General features: G+C 70.2%; 15 protein-coding genes and 1 pseudogene. 2 read left to right on the top strand and 14 right to left on the bottom strand.

The genetic code is table 11. The annotated features are described in order from the left end of the window. Positions 1-194: 194 nt before the first annotated feature. Positions 195-1,463 carry a ferritin-like domain-containing protein gene (locus ASG53_RS06710; protein ID WP_056130042.1) on the top strand — a complete coding sequence of 423 codons (1,269 nt, stop codon included), beginning with the start codon at positions 195-197 and terminating at the stop codon, positions 1,461-1,463. 228 nt (positions 1,464-1,691) lie between these two features. Here ASG53_RS06710 and ASG53_RS06705 read toward each other — a convergent pair whose 3' ends face one another. From ASG53_RS06705 to rpsB, 12 genes are all read right to left on the bottom strand, one after another. Beyond that, positions 1,692-3,467 (bottom strand): proline--tRNA ligase, encoded by a 1,776-nt coding sequence (locus ASG53_RS06705; RefSeq protein WP_056130039.1) that lies wholly within the window; start codon positions 3,465-3,467, stop codon positions 1,692-1,694. An 88-nt stretch (positions 3,468-3,555) separates the two neighbouring features. Beyond that, on the bottom strand, positions 3,556-4,431 hold the full coding sequence (locus tag ASG53_RS06700) for a GNAT family N-acetyltransferase (RefSeq protein ID WP_327286677.1): 876 nt from the start codon (positions 4,429-4,431) through the stop codon (positions 3,556-3,558). A gap of 68 nt (positions 4,432-4,499) precedes the next feature. Beyond that, the gene (gene ispG / locus ASG53_RS06695) at positions 4,500-5,633 is read right to left on the bottom strand and encodes a flavodoxin-dependent (E)-4-hydroxy-3-methylbut-2-enyl-diphosphate synthase (protein WP_179912922.1); all 1,134 of its coding nucleotides are present in this window, start codon (positions 5,631-5,633) and stop codon (positions 4,500-4,502) included. A 106-nt stretch (positions 5,634-5,739) separates the two neighbouring features. Beyond that, entirely contained in the window at positions 5,740-7,056 is a 1,317-nt protein-coding gene (locus ASG53_RS06690; protein ID WP_056130029.1) for a M50 family metallopeptidase, read from the bottom strand. Between the two features lie 302 nt (positions 7,057-7,358). Continuing rightward, positions 7,359-8,552 (bottom strand): 1-deoxy-D-xylulose-5-phosphate reductoisomerase, encoded by a 1,194-nt coding sequence (gene dxr, locus ASG53_RS06685; RefSeq protein WP_056130026.1) that lies wholly within the window; start codon positions 8,550-8,552, stop codon positions 7,359-7,361. After that, positions 8,542-9,093, bottom strand: a complete 552-nt coding sequence (locus tag ASG53_RS06680) for a DivIVA domain-containing protein (protein WP_056130022.1) — start codon at positions 9,091-9,093, stop codon at positions 8,542-8,544. The genes dxr and ASG53_RS06680 overlap by 11 nt, the downstream gene beginning before the upstream one ends. Then, entirely contained in the window at positions 9,090-10,184 is a 1,095-nt protein-coding gene (gene rlmN, locus ASG53_RS06675) for a 23S rRNA (adenine(2503)-C(2))-methyltransferase RlmN (RefSeq protein WP_056130870.1), read from the bottom strand. The genes ASG53_RS06680 and rlmN overlap by 4 nt, the downstream gene beginning before the upstream one ends. A 266-nt stretch (positions 10,185-10,450) precedes the next feature. Continuing rightward, positions 10,451-11,305: a phosphatidate cytidylyltransferase gene (locus ASG53_RS06670; protein ID WP_056130020.1), complete on the bottom strand. Its 855-nt coding sequence runs from the start codon at positions 11,303-11,305 to the stop codon at positions 10,451-10,453. After that, the gene (gene frr / locus ASG53_RS06665; protein ID WP_056130017.1) at positions 11,305-11,862 is read right to left on the bottom strand and encodes a ribosome recycling factor; all 558 of its coding nucleotides are present in this window, start codon (positions 11,860-11,862) and stop codon (positions 11,305-11,307) included. Before frr ends, ASG53_RS06670 begins: the two co-directional genes overlap by 1 nt. Positions 11,863-11,935: 73 nt before the next feature. Next, entirely contained in the window at positions 11,936-12,712 is a 777-nt protein-coding gene (pyrH, locus tag ASG53_RS06660; protein WP_156382683.1) for a UMP kinase, read from the bottom strand. A 79-nt stretch (positions 12,713-12,791) separates the two neighbouring features. Continuing rightward, positions 12,792-13,631, bottom strand: a complete 840-nt coding sequence (tsf, locus tag ASG53_RS06655; protein ID WP_056130011.1) for a translation elongation factor Ts — start codon at positions 13,629-13,631, stop codon at positions 12,792-12,794. Between the two features lie 87 nt (positions 13,632-13,718). Beyond that, positions 13,719-14,675 (bottom strand): 30S ribosomal protein S2, encoded by a 957-nt coding sequence (gene rpsB / locus ASG53_RS06650; RefSeq protein ID WP_056130009.1) that lies wholly within the window; start codon positions 14,673-14,675, stop codon positions 13,719-13,721. Between the two features lie 410 nt (positions 14,676-15,085). Here rpsB and ASG53_RS20580 point away from each other — a divergent pair. Further along, positions 15,086-15,757, top strand: a pseudogene (locus ASG53_RS20580) (M23 family metallopeptidase); the annotation flags it as partial. 63 nt (positions 15,758-15,820) lie between these two features. Here the strand turns inward: ASG53_RS20580 and ASG53_RS06640 are convergent. Beyond that, positions 15,821-16,894, bottom strand: coding sequence for a FliA/WhiG family RNA polymerase sigma factor (locus ASG53_RS06640; RefSeq protein ID WP_228087201.1), 1,074 nt, complete (start codon positions 16,892-16,894; stop codon positions 15,821-15,823). Next, positions 16,891-17,823 carry a tyrosine recombinase XerC gene (locus ASG53_RS06635; RefSeq protein ID WP_056130002.1) on the bottom strand — a complete coding sequence of 311 codons (933 nt, stop codon included), beginning with the start codon at positions 17,821-17,823 and terminating at the stop codon, positions 16,891-16,893. The genes ASG53_RS06640 and ASG53_RS06635 overlap by 4 nt, the downstream gene beginning before the upstream one ends. Between the last annotated feature and the right edge of the window lie 390 nt (positions 17,824-18,213).

Raw genomic sequence — 18,213 nt, 5'->3', positions numbered from 1 at the left:
GCTCCACAGCCCACCAGGCATGGATCAGACCGGTGTGCTGTTGTTCTCAGGGCAAGCGTACCGAGTCCGTCGGCGGGTACCGGACGACGGCACCGGCTCGCGCGCCGACAGGCCCTCCCTGGCGGCGGACGGACGGCAGGACGGACGGCAGGGCAGACCGGTGGTCTGCGACGGTCGTGGCATCATCAGGGGCGATGAACACCGCCGCAGAGCCCCAGTCCTCGCCCGTCTGCGGCGCGCCGTCCGCGCACCGACGGCCGGCCCAGCCCCGCCCGGAGCGCCAGCGCCGCCAGACCCGCCAGGGGCGGTGGTCCGCAGCGACCGTGATGATCAGCACAGTCCTCGCGCTCGTCACGATCACGGGCTGCGGCATCCGCCTCGAGTCCGCGGCGCCGCAGGCGCTGGTCCCCGACTCCGACGAGATCTCCCGGCAGGCTGCGGTCGCCGATGCGCTCCTCGTCCAGGAGGAGGCCGGGGCGACGCTCACGACGGTCGAGCAGGGCTCCCCCGTCGCCGTGGTGCTCACCGACATCGAGCTGCTCGCCGGCGAGCACGTCGAGGCCCTGGGCGGGGAGTACGTGTCCGGTCTCGGCGACGAGCCGACCGACGCCGCCACGGCCGTGCCGCAGGACCCGACCGACGGGCAGACCGAGCTGCCCCCGGAGTCCGTGACCGACGACCAGGGCACGATCGACCCCTCGATCGCCGCGAGCCCTGCAGAGACCGACGGTACCGACGGCCCTGAGGGCACTGACGGCACTGACGGCACCGACCCTGGAGGAGCGCCCGCCGACGGGAGCACGACAGAGCCCCCGTCCGTCGAGCGACTCGTGCTGCTGCTGACCCAGTCCGCCGACAGGTCGCGGGCCGCTCTCGGCACGCCGAAGGACCCGGCGCTCGCCAGGCTCTTCGCGTCGGTCGCGGCAGCCCACCTCGACCAGGCCCGCACTCTCGCAGCCACCGCCGGCATCGAGGTGCCCGCGACCGAGTCCTTCACCACCGTGATGCCCTCGGCGCTCCCGAAGAACCTCGCAGCGGCCGACCTCTCCACGCTCGTCCAGGCTGAGGACTCGGCGGGCTTCGCCTACGAGGCGATGGCCGCGCGGCTGACCGCGGACGACCGGGCGACCGCGCGCAGCCGTGCCGCTGTGCACCGTGCCCGGGCGCAGACCTGGGCCGAGCTCGCATCCCTCGACGCCACGGCCACAGACCCACGTGCTGTCGCCTACGACCTCCCCGATGCGGCCGACGGCAGCCCTGCCCTGACGAGCCGGGAGACCATGGCCGCGCTCGCCGCGACCATGGAGTCCTCGCTCGCCGACTCCTACGGGACCTTCGTGGGGCAGGTGGACGCCGAGGCACGGGCGTCGATGCTCGACCTCCTGGTGGACTCCCACACTGCCGCGAGGGCCTGGGGAGCACCTGCGGTCGCGTTCCCCGGGATGCCCGAGCTCGCAGGCTGAAGCGGCCGCAGGTCACCGGAGGGCACTCCGGTGCCACGCACGACAGGGAACGCGCTGCAAGGCCACGCACGAGAGCGAACGCACCTCAGTCCCGAGAGCGAAGGCACTTCGATCCACCCGCGAGAGCGGACGCACCGCGAGGACCACGCGCGAGAGGCCGGCCATGTCGTCACGACATGACCGGCCTCTCGTGTGCTCAGGCGTGTGGGAGCGGAGCCCTCCGACTGGTCAGAGCGCCTCGACCATCGCGATGATGCGCTCGGGCGCCTCGGCGACCGGCACGGAGACGGCCTCGCCGCCGACGCGCGGACGGACCTCGACGACACCGTCGGCCAGCCCGCGGCCCACGACCACGACGAGCGGGACACCCAAGAGCTCGGCGTCGGCGAACTTCACACCGGGCGACACCTTGGGACGATCGTCGTAGAGCACCTCGACACGCTGCGCGGACAGGGCCTGGGCGATGGTCTCGGCGGCCTCGAAGACCGCCGGGTCCTTGCCTGTCGCGACGACGTGCACGTGCGCCGGTGCCACGTGAGCGGGCCAGGCGAGGCCCTTCTCGTCGTGGTTCGCCTCGGCCAGCGCGGCGAGGGCGCGCGTGACGCCGATGCCGTAGGAGCCCATCGTCACGGTGACCTGCTTGCCGTTGACGTCGAGGACCTTGAGGCCGAGCGCGTCGGCGTACTTGCGGCCGAGCTGGAAGATGTGACCGATCTCGATGCCGCGGGCGAGCTCGAGCGGACCCGAGCCGTCCGGTGCGGGGTCGCCGGCCTTGACCTCGGCGCACTCGATGGTGCCGTCGGCGACGAAGTCGCGCCCGGCGACGAGGTCGAAGACGTGCTTGCCCTGCTCGTTCGCGCCAGTGATCCAGCTCGAGCCCGTGACGACCCGCGGGTCGACGAGATAGCGGATCGCGGTGTCGTCGCCCGTGTGGGCGCGACCGAGGACCTGCGGGCCGATGTAGCCCTTGACGAGCACAGGGTTCTTGGCGAAGTCGCCGTCACCGGCGGGCTCGGCCTCGGCCGGGGCGAGCGCGGCCTCGAGACGCTTGAGGTCGACCTCGCGGTCGCCGGGGAGACCGACGACGAGGAGCTCACGGGTCCCGTCCGGGTGGACGACCGAGAGCACCACGTTCTTCAGGGTGTCCGCGGCGGTCCACTCGCGCCCGTCGGCACGCGGGTGCTCGGCGTTGGCGAGCGCGACGAGAGACTCGATGGTCGGGGTGTCGGGGGTCGCCTCGACGTGGGCCGCCGGGGCTCCGGTGGCGTCGATCTCGGCGGGGGCTGTCGTGGTGACGGCCTCGACGTTGGCTGCGTAGCCTCCGGGCGAGCGGACGAAGGTGTCTTCACCGATCGCTGTGGGGTGCAGGAACTCTTCGCTGCGCGAGCCGCCCATGGCGCCCGACGTGGCGGCGACGATGACGTACTCGAGACCCAGACGCGTGAAGATGCGCTCGTAGGCACCACGCTGGGCGAGGTAGGACGCCTCGAGGCCCGCGTCGTCGATGTCGAAGGAGTACGCGTCCTTCATGACGAACTCGCGACCGCGGATGAGACCCGCGCGGGGGCGAGCCTCGTCGCGGTACTTGGTCTGGACCTGGAACAGCGTGACCGGGAGGTCCTTGTACGAGGAGTACAGGTCCTTGACGAGGAGCGTGAACATCTCTTCGTGGGTGGGGGCCAGCAGGTAGTCGTTGTCGCGACGGTCCTTGAGACGGAAGAGGTTGGGTCCGTACTCGGTCCACCGGTTCGTCGCCTCGTAGGGCTCGCGCGGCAGCAGCGCCGGGAAGTGCACCTCCTGGGCGCCGACGGCCTGCATCTCCTCACGGACCACGGCCTCGACCTTCGCCAGGACGCGCAGCCCGAGCGGCAGCCAGGTGTAGATGCCTGGCGCGGCACGGCGGATGTAGCCAGCGCGCACGAGCAGGCGGTGGCTGGCGACCTCGGCGTCAGCCGGGTCCTCGCGGAGGGTACGGACGAACAGGTTCGACAGGCGGAGCAGCATGCCACGAGCCTAGTGCGTGCACGCGACAGGTCTGAACATCTTTCTCGGCCCTGTGGGCGGTGCCGCGTCCAGCCTGTCTGGTGACGGGCTAGAACAGCACCGTCGCGTAGGTGCCGACCTGCTCGAAGCCGACGCGGCGGTACGTGGCGAGGGCGCGCTCGTTGAAGCTGTTGACGTAGAGCGACACCAGCCGCGCAGAGTCGGCGAGCGTCGACTGGACCACGGCAGCCATCCCGGGCGCCGCCCGGCCGGTACCACGGTCGAGAGGGTCGACCCACACGCCCTGGATCTGCGCGACGTCACGGGTCAGCGCACCGATCTCGGCCTTGAAGACGATCCGGCCGTCAGGCTCTGCGGTCCGCGAGAGGAAAGAGCGGCGCTCGGCGACGAGCATCGAGACGCGCTCTTCGTAGGCGCGCCCGGAATAGGTCATGGGCGAGTAGCCGACCTCTTCCTCGAACATCCGCACGCAGGCTGGCAGGAGGTCGGGGAGGTCCGCCGCGACGGACCTGCGGACGTCGGGGTCTGGCTCGACGAGCGGAGGGCCCTGGATCACCATGGACGGCTGCTCGGTGCGCACCGACCGGGCGGGACCCCAGTAGTCCTCGAGACGCCGCCACAGGCCGAGGGCCGCGACGGCTGGCCCGACGATCGAGGAGCAGCGGCGGCCCTGGGCGCGGGCCTGCGCGGCGAAGGCGTCCAGCACCTCGGCGCTCGGTTCGGGGACCACGGGGACGAGGTTCGCCCCGGACCAGCAGGCCGCCGTGATCGGGCCCTCGGCCGGGAACCCCCACGCCTTGCCCCCTGTCCGGGCGAGCCCGCTGACTAGCGCGGTCTCGACCCGGGTCGCCGCCAGGACGGAGGCGACAGGGTCGACGGCGCAGAGCGCCGCGAGCTCGGGGAGGTCGCCGTCGCCGAGCTCACGGACGAGCGGGAGGCCCGGAGCAGGTCGGTGAGTCCTCACAGCTGTCAACGCGACCTCCTCCGGGCCGGGCCGCGCGCGGCGCGCGTCCCCGGGCTTCGTGCTGGGTGTCAGCCGACCGAGACCACCGGGGCGCCGCCCTCGGCGGGACGCTCCATGGTCTCGGCGATCCGCATGGCCTCTTCGATGAGGGTCTCGACGATCAGCGCCTCGGGGACGGTCTTGACGACCTCTCCCTTGACGAAGATCTGGCCCTTGCCGTTGCCCGAGGCGACACCGAGGTCGGCCTCACGGGCCTCACCGGGTCCGTTGACGACGCAGCCCATGACCGCGACGCGGAGCGGGACCTCCATGCCCTCGAGGCCGGCGGTCACCTTCTCGGCGAGCGTGTAGACGTCGACCTGAGCGCGACCGCACGACGGGCACGAGACGATCTCGAGCTTGCGGGGGCGCAGGTTGAGGGACTGGAGGATCTGGATCCCGACCTTGACCTCTTCGACAGGCGGTGCGGAGAGAGAGACACGGATCGTGTCGCCGATCCCCTGCGAGAGCAGCGCACCGAAGGCCGTCGCGGACTTGATGGTGCCCTGGAACGCCGGGCCGGCCTCGGTGACGCCGAGGTGCAGCGGCCAGTCGCCAGCCTGCGAGAGCAGCTCGTAGGCACGCACCATGACGACGGGGTCGTTGTGCTTGACCGAGATCTTGAAGTCGTGGAAGTCGTGCTCCTCGAAGAGCGACGCCTCCCACATGGCCGACTCGACGAGCGCCTCGGGCGTCGCCTTGCCGTACTTGGCCATGATGCGGGGGTCGAGCGACCCGGCGTTGACGCCGATGCGGATCGAGACGCCCGCGTCGCGCGCCGCGTTCGCGATCTGCTTGACCTGGTCGTCGAACTTTCGGATGTTGCCCGGGTTCACGCGGACGGCCGCGCACCCGGCGTCGATCGCCGCGTAGACGTACTTCGGCTGGAAGTGGATGTCGGCGATCACGGGGATCTGCGACTTCTTCGCGATCGCCGGGAGGGCGAGCGCGTCGTCCTGGCTCGGCACGGCGACACGGACGATGTCGCAGCCCGACGCTGTCAGCTCGGCGATCTGCTGGAGGGTCGCGTTGATGTCTGTCGTCGGCGTGGTGCACATGGACTGGACGCTCACCGGGGCGTCGCCCCCGACGTCAACCTTGCCCACCTTGATCTTGCGGGTGGGTCGTCGCGGAGCGAGGACGGGTGGAGGCGCTTCTGGCATACCAAGGCTGATCGGGAGGCTCACCTCCTCAGTATCCCCCGTCGCGCCCGTCCAGGACACCCGGGCGACGGATGTTCGTCCGATATCACACGGTCGTACGAACACCTCACATGAGCTGGACGGGCCTGACGATGTCGACGTACGCGATGATCGCGCCCATCGCCGCCATGACGACGAAGACGCCGTAGGCGAGGGGCATCATTCGGGCGGTGTCTGCAGGCGCGGGGCGAGGCCTCCCGCGCACCCTGGCCACCTGCCGTCTCGCACCCTCGTAGAGCGCGCCGACGACGTGACCGCCGTCGAGGGGCAGCAGCGGGACGAGGTTGAAGGCGAAGAGCGCGATGTTGAGCCCGGCGACCATCATCAGCAGGTCGGCCGTGCGCAGCGCCGTGTCGTAGCCGTCGATCTGGGCCGAGGCGATCTCGCCCGCAAAACGCCCCACGCCGACAGGGCCGACGACCGAGGTCGGGTCGCGTTCCTCGAGACCGAGAGCGACCTGGGCGATGTCGACCATCCGCGCTGGCAGCGTGACGATCACCTGGGCGGTCTGCGCGAGCCTGTCGGCCAGCATCCCCGGGACCACGGTGACCGACTCGGGCTGCAGGCCCTGCGTCGGGCCGATCCCCAGGAACCCGACGCTGCGCGTCTGCGGCTCGCCGTCGCTGCCGAGCACCGGGGCTCCCGACTCGTCGAGCACGGGACGGTCCGCGACCACGGGGGTCACGACGGACTCGACACGCTGGCCGTCACGCTCGACCACGACGTCGGTCGGGGTGCCTCCTGCGGCGCTGATGAGCGCGGCGAGCTCGTCCCAGTCTGTCGTGGCCTGCCCGCCGAACTCGACGATCGTGTCACCCGGGAGCAGGCCTGCTGCGGCAGCGGGGGCGAGCTCGGAGCCTTCTGTGCACTCTGCGTCGCTCGGGGCCCCGACGGGCAGCACGCACTGCGAGACCGAGGCGAGGGTGGTGGTCGGCCCGAAGGTGCCGAAGCCGACGACCACGGCCGTGAAGAGCACGGCGGCGATCACGAGGTTCATGAAGGGGCCGCCGAGCATGACGACCAGCTTCTTGGGAGCCGAGAGGTTGTAGAAGGCGCGGTGCTCCTCCCCCGGCACGATCTCCTCGGTGCTCGCGTCGCGGGCAGACTGGATCAGCTCGGCGATGCGCCCGGTCTTGCGCTCGGCCCGCGGGTCTCCCGGCGGGTACATGCCGACGAGCCTGACGTAGCCGCCGAGCGGGATGGCCTTGAGGCCGTACTCGGTCTCCCCCCGGGTCCGTGACCACAGCGTCGGACCGAAGCCGACCATGTACTGGCTGACCCTGACGCCGAACTTCTTGGCCGGGACCATGTGCCCGACCTCGTGCAGGGCGATCGAGACGAGCAGCCCGCCGAGGATGACGAGCACGCCCACGAGGTAGGACATCTGGACTCCTGACGGATCGGCTCTGTGCTGTACATGCGGCGCGGTCACGCAGTGCTGCGTGCGTGCGGCGCTCGTGGAAGGGTACCGCGCACAAGGTCGCGGTCTCGGTGCGGCATGCGTGGCCCGGCCGCCATGATCACCCGGTCACCTGGGAGCGGCCTGCACGTCGAGAGCCAGGCCTAGACCCGGTGCCGCCCGGGCGTGCGCGCAGGCCACCGGTTCCCGTCCGATCAAGGACAGGGGCTGAGCGCCCAGACATCTGCGACCACCTACTGGCGGCCCGGCACGGAGCTCTCGGTCGCTCAACGTTCCGCGAGGACCTCGCGTGCGCGGCCGCGTGCCCACGCCTCGGCCGACAGGACGTCGTCGAGGGAGAGCTCACCCCCGTCGGCCTGGTGCTCGCCGACCACACGCTCGACGGTCTCGACGATCTCGAGGAAGCCGATGCGACCACCGAGGAAGGCAGCGACGCACTCCTCGTTCGCAGCGTTGAAGACCGCGGGGTGCGTCGCTCCAGCAGCAGCCACCTGGCGGGCGAGCCGGACAGCACCGAAGAGCGTCTCGTCGAGCGGCTCGAAGGTCCACGCGACAGGGCTCGACCAGTCGCAGGGTGTCGCGACGTCGTCGAGGCGCTCGGGCCAGCTGAGGCCCAGGGCGATCGGCAGGCGCATGTCGGGCGGGGAGGCCTGCGCGATGGTCGATCCGTCGCGGAACTCGACCATCGAGTGCACGACAGACTGCGGGTGGACGACCACGGTGATGTCCTCGACGGCGACGTCGAAGAGCAGGTGGGCCTCGATGAGCTCGAGCCCCTTGTTCATGAGCGTCGCCGAGTTGATCGTGACGACGGGGCCCATCGACCACGTCGGGTGCGCGAGCGCCTGGTCGACCGAGACCGCCTTGACGTCGTCCCGGTGCCACCCGCGGAAGGGTCCGCCGGAGGCCGTGAGGATCAGCCTGCGGACCTCGTGGTGGGAGCCGGAGCGCAGGCTCTGGGCCATCGCCGAGTGCTCGGAGTCCACAGGGACGATCTGGTCGGGACGCACCCGTGCGGCACGGACCAGCGGACCACCCACGACGAGGGACTCCTTGTTCGCCAGCGCCAGGGTCGAGCCGGAGCTCAGCGCGGCGAGCGTCGGACCGAGGCCGACAGAGCCGGTGATGCCGTTGAGCACGACGTCGGCTCCCGAGCCGGCCACGGTCGAGGCCGCGTCGGGGCCGGAGAGGATCTCGACCTGCGAGGCACCGCCGGGCCGACCGGCGGACAGCCGGTCCAGGTGCTCGCGGAGCGCAGGCACCGCTCCCTCGTCGGAGACGGCGACGACCTCGACACCGAGGTCGAGAGCCTGCTGGGCGAGCAGCTCCGGCTGTCCTCCCCCGGCTGTCAGCGCCGTGACGCGGTACCTGTCGCGGTGCCGTGAGATGACGTCGACGGCCTGCGTGCCGATCGAGCCTGTCGACCCGAGGAGGGCGACGGTGCGCACGTCACTCGACACCGAGCAGCACCTCGACAGCGCGAGAGAAGAAGGCGTCGACGGGGGCCTCGGCGTAACCGCGCCTGCCGGTGCGGCGGCGGAACCTGGCGCGGCGGATCTCGTCGGCCGTGATCGGCTCCGTCTTGTCGAAGTACTCGACGAGGCGGTCGCAGAGCTCGTCGACGTCGTCGCGGTCGTAGGCGGGCTCGCCCCGGCGGGCAGGCTCGAAGCGCTCGCCGTCCGGACGCCCGAGACGGCCGTAGAGCGACCTGGCGCTCTCGGCGAGGTCCTCCATCCAGCCGGCTGACCCGCGGGTCACCAGGACCTCCTGGCGCGCCCGGGCGACGAAGGCGCTCTCGAGCCTGTCGAGGGCAGCATCGACCTCGTCGGTGTCGTAGCCGCCGCGTGCCAGGTCAAAACCAGCCGACCGGATCTCGCGGCTGGTGAGGTCCTCGTCGCTCTCGCCCTCGTAGACGGCACGGGCGTGGTCGAAGAACTCGTCGACGTCCTCCTGCTCGTAGCCGAGCTTGAACCGAGAGACCGTCGAGAACATCTTCGTCATGCTGACTCCTCCGCTGCGAGCTGCCCGCAGGCGCCGTCGATGTCACTTCCCCGGGTGTCACGGATGGTGGTCGGGATGCCGTGACCGCGCAGGCGCGCGACGAACTCGTCCTCGACGTGCTGCTCGCTCGCGGTCCAGATCGAGCCCGGGGTCGGGTTGAGCGGGATCGGGTTGACGTGCACCCAGCCCTGGCCGCGGGCCGTGAGCTTCTCGCCGAGCAGGTCGGCGCGCCAGGCGTGGTCGTTCATGTCCTTGATGAGCGCGTACTCGATGCTCACGCGGCGACCTGTCGCGTCGAAGTAGCCGCGTGCGGCGTCGAGGACCTCGTCGACGGACCAGCGGGTGTTGATCGGGACGAGGTCGCTGCGGAGCTCGTCGTCCGGTGCGTGCAGCGACAGCGCGAGCGTGACCGGGATGCCCTCCTTGGCGAGCTTGTTCATCGCCGGGACCAGGCCCACAGTCGAGACGGTGATGTTGCGCGCGGACATGCCGAGACCGTCAGGGGCAGGAGCCACAGCCTGGCGGACTGTGCCGATGACAGCCTTGTAGTTCGCGAGCGGCTCACCCATCCCCATGAACACGAGGTTGTTCAGGCGGGTCGGGCCACCGGGGATCTCGCCGTCGGCGAGCGACTTGGCGGCCTGACGGATCTGCTCGACGATCTCGGCTGTCGAGAGGTTGCGGGTCAGTCCGAGCTGGCCTGTCGCGCAGAACGGGCAGGCCATGCCGCAGCCCGCCTGGCTCGACACGCACAGCGTGGTGCGGCTCGTGTACCGCATGAGCACCGACTCGACCTTGACCTGGTCGTAGAGGTGCCACAGGGTCTTGACGGTCGTGCCGCCGTCGGCCTCCATCGTGCGGACCTTGGTCAGCAGCGGCGGGAACAGCGCGTCGGTGAGGACGTCACGGCTCCCGGCCGGCAGGTCGGTCATGTCCTGGGGGTCGGCCGTGAGGTGCGAGAAGTAGTGCGTCGCGAGCTGCTTGGCGCGGAACGGCTTCTCGCCGAGCTCGGTCACGGCGGCGACGCGCTCCTCGGGCGAGAGGTCGGCGAAGTGGCGCGGGGGCTTCCCGCGGCGGGGCGGGGCGGCCATCTGGAGCGTCAGCGGGGTCTTGAGGCCAGCCTGCTGGGCTGCGCTCAGTCCGGTCGGGCGCTCGGTGGTTGAGCGTTGAACAGCCATGGTCACAGATCCAGTCGGTTGGTGATGAGTGGTGCGGTCGTGCAGGTGGTGCTGCAGTGCAGGTCGTGCGTGTGCGGGTCGTGCGGTCGTGCGGGTGCTGCTGCCGTGCCGGTGGTGCGGAGCCACGGCAGGAGCGCCACGTCCAGTCTGCCGTGGTTCCGGCAGGCCGTCACCTGTCGTCAGGCGGCGAGCTCAGGCCCTACGGAGAGCAGCAGGTAGACGAAGGGCGCCGTGAGGAGCATCGAGTCGAGCCTGTCGAGCACTCCCCCGTGCCCTGGGAGCAGCGAACCCATGTCCTTCAATTCTAGGTCGCGCTTGATCATCGACTCGGCGAGGTCTCCGAGCGTCGCGGTCAGAGGTGTCAGCAGACCGAGCGCCAGACCGATGACGGGGTTGTGGTCGAGCAGCAGCACCGCACCCACGAGACCGACCGCCATCGCGAGGACGAAGGACCCCGCGAGCCCTTCCCAGCTCTTCTTGGGACTGACCGACGGCGCCAACGGGTGCTTGCCGAAGAGCACACCCGCCACGAAGCCGCCCACGTCGTTCGCGACCGCGAGCAAGATGAACACGAGCACCTGCCAGTGCCCGTCGTCCGCTGCGAGCATGAGCATGACGAAGCCGCCCATGAGCGGGAGGTAGGTCGCTGCGAAGATCCCCGCAGCCGCGTCCCGCACGGCTCCGGTCCCCCCACCGTCGACCACGCGCCACACGACCAGGCCCGCCGCCGTGAGGACGAACGAGACCATGAGGGCCTCGGACCCCGCCCTGTAGGTCGAGACGAGCATCCCCGCAGACCCGACCCACAGCGGGAGCAGCGGGATGTGGATCCCGCGGCGTCCGAAGGCGTGCGAGAGCTCCCAGAGCGCTGCGCCGATCGCGACCAGCGCGAAGACGATGAAGACCTCTTTGCGGATGAACAGCGACCCGAAGACGACGAGGAGCAGGCCGACGCCGACTCCGATCGCGACCGGGAGGTTGCGACCTGTGCGAGGTGCTCGCACGACGGCGTCGGAGAGTGGAGAGTCGACCATCAGACTTCGAGCAGCTCAGCTTCCTTGGAGGCGAGGAGCGCGTCGACGATGTCGACGTGACGCTTGGTGATCGCCTCGAGCTCCTTCTCCGCGCGCACGCCCTCGTCCTCGCCCGCGTCGCCGTCCTTGACGAGCTTGTCGAGCGTGTCCTTGGCCTTGCGACGGACAGCGCGCACCGAGACGCGGGCATCTTCTGCCTGGGTCTTGGCAAGCTTGACGTACTCCTTGCGACGCTCGGCCGTCAGGACCGGGAGGACGATCCGGATGACGTTGCCGTCGTTGCTCGGGTTGACGCCGAGGTCGGAGTCGCGGAGCGCGCGCTCGATGGCCGGAAGCGCCGTCTTGTCGAAGGGCACCACGAGGATGGTGCGCGCCTCAGGGGTGTTGAAGGACGCGAGCTGCTGGAGCGGAGTCTGGGCGCCGTAGTACTCGACGGTGATCCGCGAGAACATCGCGGAGTTCGCGCGCCCCGTCCGGATGCTCGCGAAGCCGTTCTTGGCGACCTCGATCGCCTTGTCCATCTTGTCCTCAGCCTCGAGGAGGGTGTCGTCGATCACCGGTACTCCTTCATCACGATCTCGGCGCCACGCTCACCGCATGGCAGGGCTCTGTGCACAGGTCGGCAGGCTCTCAGCCTGCGGTGACCAGCGTGCCGATCTTCTCACCCAGCAGCGCGCGGGTGACGTTTCCGGGCTCGTCCATGCCGAACACCCGCATGTGCACGTCGTTGTCGCGGCACAGGCTCAGGGCCGTGGCGTCCATGACGGCGAGGTCGTTGACGAGCGCATCGGTGTAGGTCAGGGAGTCGAGCTTGACCGCGTCGGGGTCCTTGCGCGGGTCGGCAGAGTAGACGCCGTCGACGCCGTTCTTGCCCATGAGGACCTCGTGGCAGTGCGTCTCGAGGGCCCGCTGGGCTGCGACGGTGTCGGTCGAGAAGTAGGGCATGCCCGCGCCGGCGCCGAAGATCACGACGCGGCCCTTCTCGAGGTGGCGGATGGCGCGCAGCGGGATGTACGGCTCGGCGACCTGACCCATCGCGATGGCGGTCTGCACGCGCGTGCTCACCCCGGCCTGCTCGAGGAAGTCCTGGAGGGCGAGGCAGTTCATGACGGTGCCGAGCATGCCCATGTAGTCGGCCCGCGAGCGGTCGAGACCCTGCTGCGAGAGCTCGGCGCCGCGGAAGAAGTTCCCGCCGCCGACCACGATCGCGACCTGGACGCCCTCGGCGACAGCGTCGGCGATCTCTGCGGCGACCCTGCGGACGACCGCGGACGCGAGCCCGATCTGGCCACCGCCGAAGGCTTCGCCCGAGAGCTTGAGGAGGACCCTGCGAGCTCCGCCGGTGCCCGTCCTGGGGTCGTGGCTGCCGTGGTAGTCCGTCGAGGCGTTCGTCACTTCTGTTCCCATCGTCAGGTCACTTCTCCCACCGTGTGCGCGATGCCCGGCCCGCGAGGTCGCGGGCCGGGCATCGGCGTCGTTCAGTCGATCAGGAGCCGACGCGGAAGCGCACGAACGCCGTCGCGGTGCCGCCGACCTCTTCGAGGGTCTTCGCGACCGACTTCTTCGGGTCCTTGGCAAGGGGCTGGTCCAGGAGGACGACGTCCTTGAAGAACCCGCCGAGGCGGCCTTCGATGATCTTCGGCAGAGCAGCCTCGGGCTTGCCCTCGTTGCGCGAGGTCTCCTCGGCGATACGACGCTCGTTGGCGACGGTCTCGGCGGGGACGTCCTCGCGGCTGAGGAAGCTCGGGGCGATCGCGGCGATGTGCTGCGCGATGTCCTTGCCCACGACAGCCCCGGCCTCGTCGGTGCCGACGAGGACACCGATCGACGGGGGGAGGTCCTTGCTCGTGCGGTGCAGGTAGCTGGTCACCTTGGGAGCAGAGACGCGAGCGACGCGGCGCAGCACGATCTTCTCTCCGAGGGTCGCAGCGGTCGACGCGACGAGCTCGGCGACGGTCTCGCCATCGACGTCGGCGGCCAGGGCGGCCTCGACGTCGGTGGCACCCGACGCGGCGACGGCCGCGAGGACGCGGTCGGCCAGCGCGATGAACGCGTCGGACTTCGCGACGAAGTCGGTCTCGGAGTTGAGCTCGACGACGGTGCCGACCTCTCCACCGTCGGTGGGCTCGACGACCAGGGCGACGAGGCCCTCGGACGTGGCGTTGCCCTCACGCTTCGAGACGCCCTTGAGCCCCTTGATGCGGATGATCTCGAGAGCCTTCTCGGCGTTGCCGTCAGCCTCGTCGAGCGCCTTCTTGACGTCGAGCATGCCTGCACCTGTGCGCTCGCGGAGCGCCTTGATGTCAGCGGCGGTGTAGTTCGCCATAAGTTGTGTCCTTCGGGTCTAGGAGCTGGATCAGGGTGCGGGTGGACGGCCGGGACGAGCCCGGCCGTCCACCCGGGACGCTGTCTACTACTTGGACTCTGCCTCGGCGGCCGGGGCCTCGACCTCGGCAGCAGCCTCGGCGGCGGGCGCCTCAGCAGCAGGTGCCTCGGCGGCGGGCGCCTCAGCAGCGGGAGCCTCGGCGGCCGGGGTCTCGGCTGCAGCGTCGGCCGCGGGGGCCTCGGCGGCCGGAGCCTCGGTCGCGGCAGCGTCCTTGGACGCACCCTCGAGGAGCTCGCGCTCCCAGGCGGCGAGAGGCTCGGCCTCGGTCGCCTCGGCGCCACCGGACTTGCCGGCGTGACGGGCGATGAGGCCCTCGGCGACGGCGTCGGCGATGACTCGCGTCAGCAGCGCGACGGCGCGGATGGCGTCGTCGTTGCCCGGGATCTTGTAGTCGACGACGTCGGGGTCGCAGTTGGTGTCGAGGATCGCGACGATCGGGATGTGCAGCTTGCGCGCCTCGTCGACAGCGAGGTGCTCCTTGTTGGTGTCCACGATCCACACGGCGGAGGGGATCTTCGCCATGTCGCGGATGCCGCCGAGGGTGCGGGCGAGCTTGTCACGCTCGCGGCGCATGATGAGCAGCTCCTTCTTGGTGAAGGCGCTCCCTGCGACGTCGTCGAAGTCGACCTGCTCGAGCTCCTTGAGGCGCTGCAGACGCTTGTTGACGGTCTGGAAGTTGGTGAGCATGCCACCGAGCCAGCGGTGGTTCACGTAGGGCATGCCGACACGAGCAGCCTGCTCGGCGACGGGCTCCTGCGCCTGCTTCTTGGTGCCGACGAAGAGGATCGACCCACCGTGGGCGACCGTCTCCTTGACGAACTCGTAGGCGCGGTCGATGTACGACAGCGACTGCTGGAGGTCGACGATGTAGATGCCGTTGCGCTCCGTGAAGATGAAACGCTTCATCTTCGGGTTCCAACGACGGGTCTGGTGTCCGAAGTGGACACCGCTCTCGAGGAGCTGGCGCATGGTCACGACGGCCATGGCACTTCCTTTCGGCACGACCGGGATCATCCCAGCATCGTGCACAGTCTTCTGCGGCACGAGGCCGCGTTCCGGTTGTCGGCGAGCACCCCGGTGGGTGACGCCCCTAGCACCTCAGACCTGGGCACCGGGTTCTCCCCGGACCGCGCCCACGTCTGGCGACCGGCGGGGCCGGTCGGTCAGGTGCGTGAAGTCGATCTCCGGCTCGTCCGGCTCTGCACGGTCCGTCGTGCCTCGGTGCGGGTCCTCTCAGACCAGCGTCCCGGGCCACGACGGCTACCTGCAGGCAGCACGAACACGGCGGTCGCACCGTGAAGTCTACCGGACATCCACCCTGTGGAGGGCCACGCTCGTCCACCGCTCCCCTGACGGGCCTGGCCCGCCGGGGACGGGTCCAGCACCCTCGACGCATGACACGAACTCGCACCACCGCACCGGAGCGCTCGAGACGTGCACGGATCGCCAGGGCCATCGTGCTCGTCCTCGTCTGCGCCAGTGCCAGTGCCAGTGCCAGTGCACCGTCATCGGCCGCAGCGGCCTCAAGTGCGTCAGTTTCGTCAGTTGCGTCAGGCAAGTCAGTTGCGTCAGGCGCGTCAGGCGCGTCAGGCGCGTCAGGCGCGTCAGGCGCGTCAGGTGCGTCAGGTGCGTCATCGTCTGGCACGACCCCGGCTGACAGCGAGCCCACGTCGTCCGGAATGGTCCTGCCGGTCGGGACCATGCCCCCGGGCCCGGTCGACCGGGCCGCTCTCGTGTCGTCAGGTCTCCTCGTCTCCGACGTCGACCTGCCCGACGCACCGTGGGAGGCCGGGCACCGCGGCGTCGACCTCGCTGCCGCCTCTGGGGCGACTGTCGTGGCCCCAGCCGCCGGTGTGGTCACCTTCGCGGGGGTCGTGGTCAGCAGGCCTCTGGTGGTCGTGACACACCCAGACGGTCTGCGGTCCACGCTCGAGCCGGTCGACCCGAGACTCGCTGTCGGCACCTCGGTCACCGCGGGAGAGCCTGTCGGCACTCTCGGCGACGGGGCGTCGTCGCACTGCGCACCTGCGGCGTGCCTGCACTGGGGCGTGCGACGCGGAGACGTCTACCTCGACCCGCTGGTCCTGCTGGGAATCGTCGAGCCGGTGGTCCTGCTCCCTGTCAGGGACTCAGGCCCCCTCGCTGCGGGACAGCTTCTCCCGCAGCCTGCCCATCGCGGCGGTGTGCATCTGCGAGATGCGCGACTCGGTCACACCGAGGACCTTGCCGATCTCGGCGAGGGTCATGCCCTCGTAGTAGTAGAGGACGAGCATGATCTTCTCGCGCTCGCCGAGCTGGTCCATCGCCTGGGAGAGCAGGAACTTCGTCTCCTTGGACTCGAAGGACCGGGCCGGGTCTGTGGCGCGCGAACCCTGGGCGACGTCCAGGTGCCCGACGGGCTCGAGCTGCTCGCTGGCCCCGAACACCTCGTCGAGCGCGACGAGGTTCACCGTCGAGACGAGGTGGCGGATCGACCGGAGCTCGCTCGCCGGGATCTGCATGTGCTCGGCGATCTCGGTGTCGGTCGGCGCCCTGTGCAGCGTCCCCTCGAGCTCCGCGTGGGCGCGGTCGACAGCGCGCGCCTTGGAGCGGACAGAACGCGGGACCCAGTCGGAGGCACGGAGCTCGTCGAGGATCGCGCCCCGGATGCGAGACGTGGCGTAGGTCTCGAACTTGATCTCGCGGTCGAGCTCGAACTTCTCGATCGCGTCGATCAGCCCGAACATCCCGTAGGAGACGAGATCTGCGTGCTCCACGGTGCTCGGGAGCTTCATCCCGACGCGGGACGCGACCGAGGTCACGAGCGGAGCGTAGTGGAGGATCAGCTGCTCACGGAGCATCGCGTCGGCGCAGCCCTTGTACCGCTGCCAGACCCCGGCGATCTCGCGAGCGGCTGCTGACGCGGCAGCGGTGGCGGCATCGACGGCGACGCTGGACGCGACGACCACGGTCCGGCGGGCGTCCCTGTCGAGACGCTCGTGGAGCATGCCGGACCGCGCGGGTCGTGAGGACGTGTCATGGCTGGGTTCAGCAGCACGAGCGAGGACGGACACCTGAGCGGCGGTGTCGACGGCGTCGGAGACGGCCGTGGTGGAGCTGTCGCGCGAGGTCGGCTCCGCGAGCAGCGTCGCACCCTGGGGCGAGACGTGCTCGTCGAGCGTGACAGGGCTCGGTGCGGTCATGAGGTTCTCTGCTTCGATCATGCGCGAGGGTGCGCCAGCTGGTAGGACGACCTGAGACGTTCGGCCGAGACGTGCGTGTAGCGCTGCGTGGTCGAGAGGGTCGAGTGACCGAGGACCTCTTGGACGGTCCTGAGGTCAGAACCACCGTGCAGCAGATGAGTGGCAGCGCTGTGGCGCAGGTCGTGAGGCGCGACGTCGTCGACGGCCGCAAGAGCCGCGAGCCTGTGGACAGCCTCACGGATCTGCCGTTGGCCCCAGCGCTGGCCCCGCTGACCGAGGAAGACCGCCGTGGCACCGCTCCCACCAGCGAGGGTGGGGCGCCCGTCCTCCAGCCACGACCGCAGAGCATCTGCTGCAGGGACACCGAAGGGTACGACGCGCTCGCGGTCTCCCTTGCCGATCACCCGGAGCGAGCGCGCATCGAGGTCGACGTCCTGGAGGTCGAGAGAGACGAGCTCTCCGACACGGGCCCCGGTGGCGTAGAGCAGCTCGACGCAGGCCCAGGCCCGAAGATCGGCAGGGCTGCCGTCGACGGCGAGCTCACGGGCGGTCTCCATGAGCGTGGCGGCTCCGGTGACTGCGAGGACGGTCGGCAACGACCGGGCGACCTTCGGGCTGCCCAGACGCACGGAGGGGTCTGTACCGACGCGGCCGGTGCGCTCGGCCCAGGCGTAGAACGACCTGACGGCAGCACCACGACGAGCCACCGTCGACCGTGACAGGCTCCGCCCAGCCATCTGCGCCAGCCAGCCACGCAGCGTCGCGAGGTCGACGCCTGCGAGGCCTTCGGCCCCTGACTCCTGCGCGAAGGTCGAGAGCTGTGCGACGTCCGAGAGATAGGCCCGGACCGTGTGGTCGGACAGGCCCCGCTGAGACGTCAGGTGTGCGGCGAAGTCCTCGAGGACACTGTCGTCGTCGAGGCTCGGTGCTCCGCCGGCGCTCTGCTGCATGGGCAATACGGTGGACTGTCCGGGCGTCGCGTTCAAGGACCCACACGGATGGAGTTTGAGACGGCTGTCACCATTCCTTGGAAAACCGAGGAAATCAGACGCCGGTCGTGGTGCGGCCGGAGGAACTTCACCCTGCCCGCATCCCTTACCATGCGGTCGGTCCACCCGCGCCGGTCGACACCTCAGGCTCTGAGGGCGTCGCTGCACTCCCCTGACCAGGGCGAGGACCGCGCCGGGCCAGGCGCCGAAGAGTCAGCTCGTCTCACACCCCCTGACCAGTTCGAGGACCACCCTCGGGCCGAGCGCCAGGGCGGCGGCGCTCCTCCTCGTCGGGGCGCCTCCGAGCCGTGATCCGACTGGCGGGATGCTGCGGACGCGTCGTCACGGCGA

It is taken from the genome of Sanguibacter sp. Leaf3 (genome assembly GCF_001425965.1).
Taxonomy (GTDB): domain Bacteria; phylum Actinomycetota; class Actinomycetes; order Actinomycetales; family Cellulomonadaceae; genus Sanguibacter; species Sanguibacter inulinus.
Note: the sequence above shows the minus strand (reverse complement) of the source record. Positions and strands in the feature narration are given on the sequence as shown.

Coding starts and splice junctions, on each gene's coding strand:
- ASG53_RS06710 (WP_056130042.1), top strand. CDS start 195: ATGAACACCGCCGCAGAGCCCCAGTCCTCGCCCGTCTGCGGCGCGCCG.
- ASG53_RS06705 (WP_056130039.1), bottom strand. CDS start 3,467: ATGCTGCTCCGCCTGTCGAACCTGTTCGTCCGTACCCTCCGCGAGGAC.
- ispG (WP_179912922.1), bottom strand. CDS start 5,633: ATGCCAGAAGCGCCTCCACCCGTCCTCGCTCCGCGACGACCCACCCGC.
- ASG53_RS06690 (WP_056130029.1), bottom strand. CDS start 7,056: ATGTCCTACCTCGTGGGCGTGCTCGTCATCCTCGGCGGGCTGCTCGTC.
- ASG53_RS06680 (WP_056130022.1), bottom strand. CDS start 9,093: ATGACGAAGATGTTCTCGACGGTCTCTCGGTTCAAGCTCGGCTACGAG.
- rlmN (WP_056130870.1), bottom strand. CDS start 10,184: ATGGCCGCCCCGCCCCGCCGCGGGAAGCCCCCGCGCCACTTCGCCGAC.
- ASG53_RS06670 (WP_056130020.1), bottom strand. CDS start 11,305: ATGGTCGACTCTCCACTCTCCGACGCCGTCGTGCGAGCACCTCGCACA.
- pyrH (WP_156382683.1), bottom strand. CDS start 12,712: ATGGGAACAGAAGTGACGAACGCCTCGACGGACTACCACGGCAGCCAC.
- tsf (WP_056130011.1), bottom strand. CDS start 13,631: ATGGCGAACTACACCGCCGCTGACATCAAGGCGCTCCGCGAGCGCACA.
- rpsB (WP_056130009.1), bottom strand. CDS start 14,675: ATGGCCGTCGTGACCATGCGCCAGCTCCTCGAGAGCGGTGTCCACTTC.
- ASG53_RS06640 (WP_228087201.1), bottom strand. CDS start 16,894: ATGATCGAAGCAGAGAACCTCATGACCGCACCGAGCCCTGTCACGCTC.
- ASG53_RS06635 (WP_056130002.1), bottom strand. CDS start 17,823: ATGCAGCAGAGCGCCGGCGGAGCACCGAGCCTCGACGACGACAGTGTC.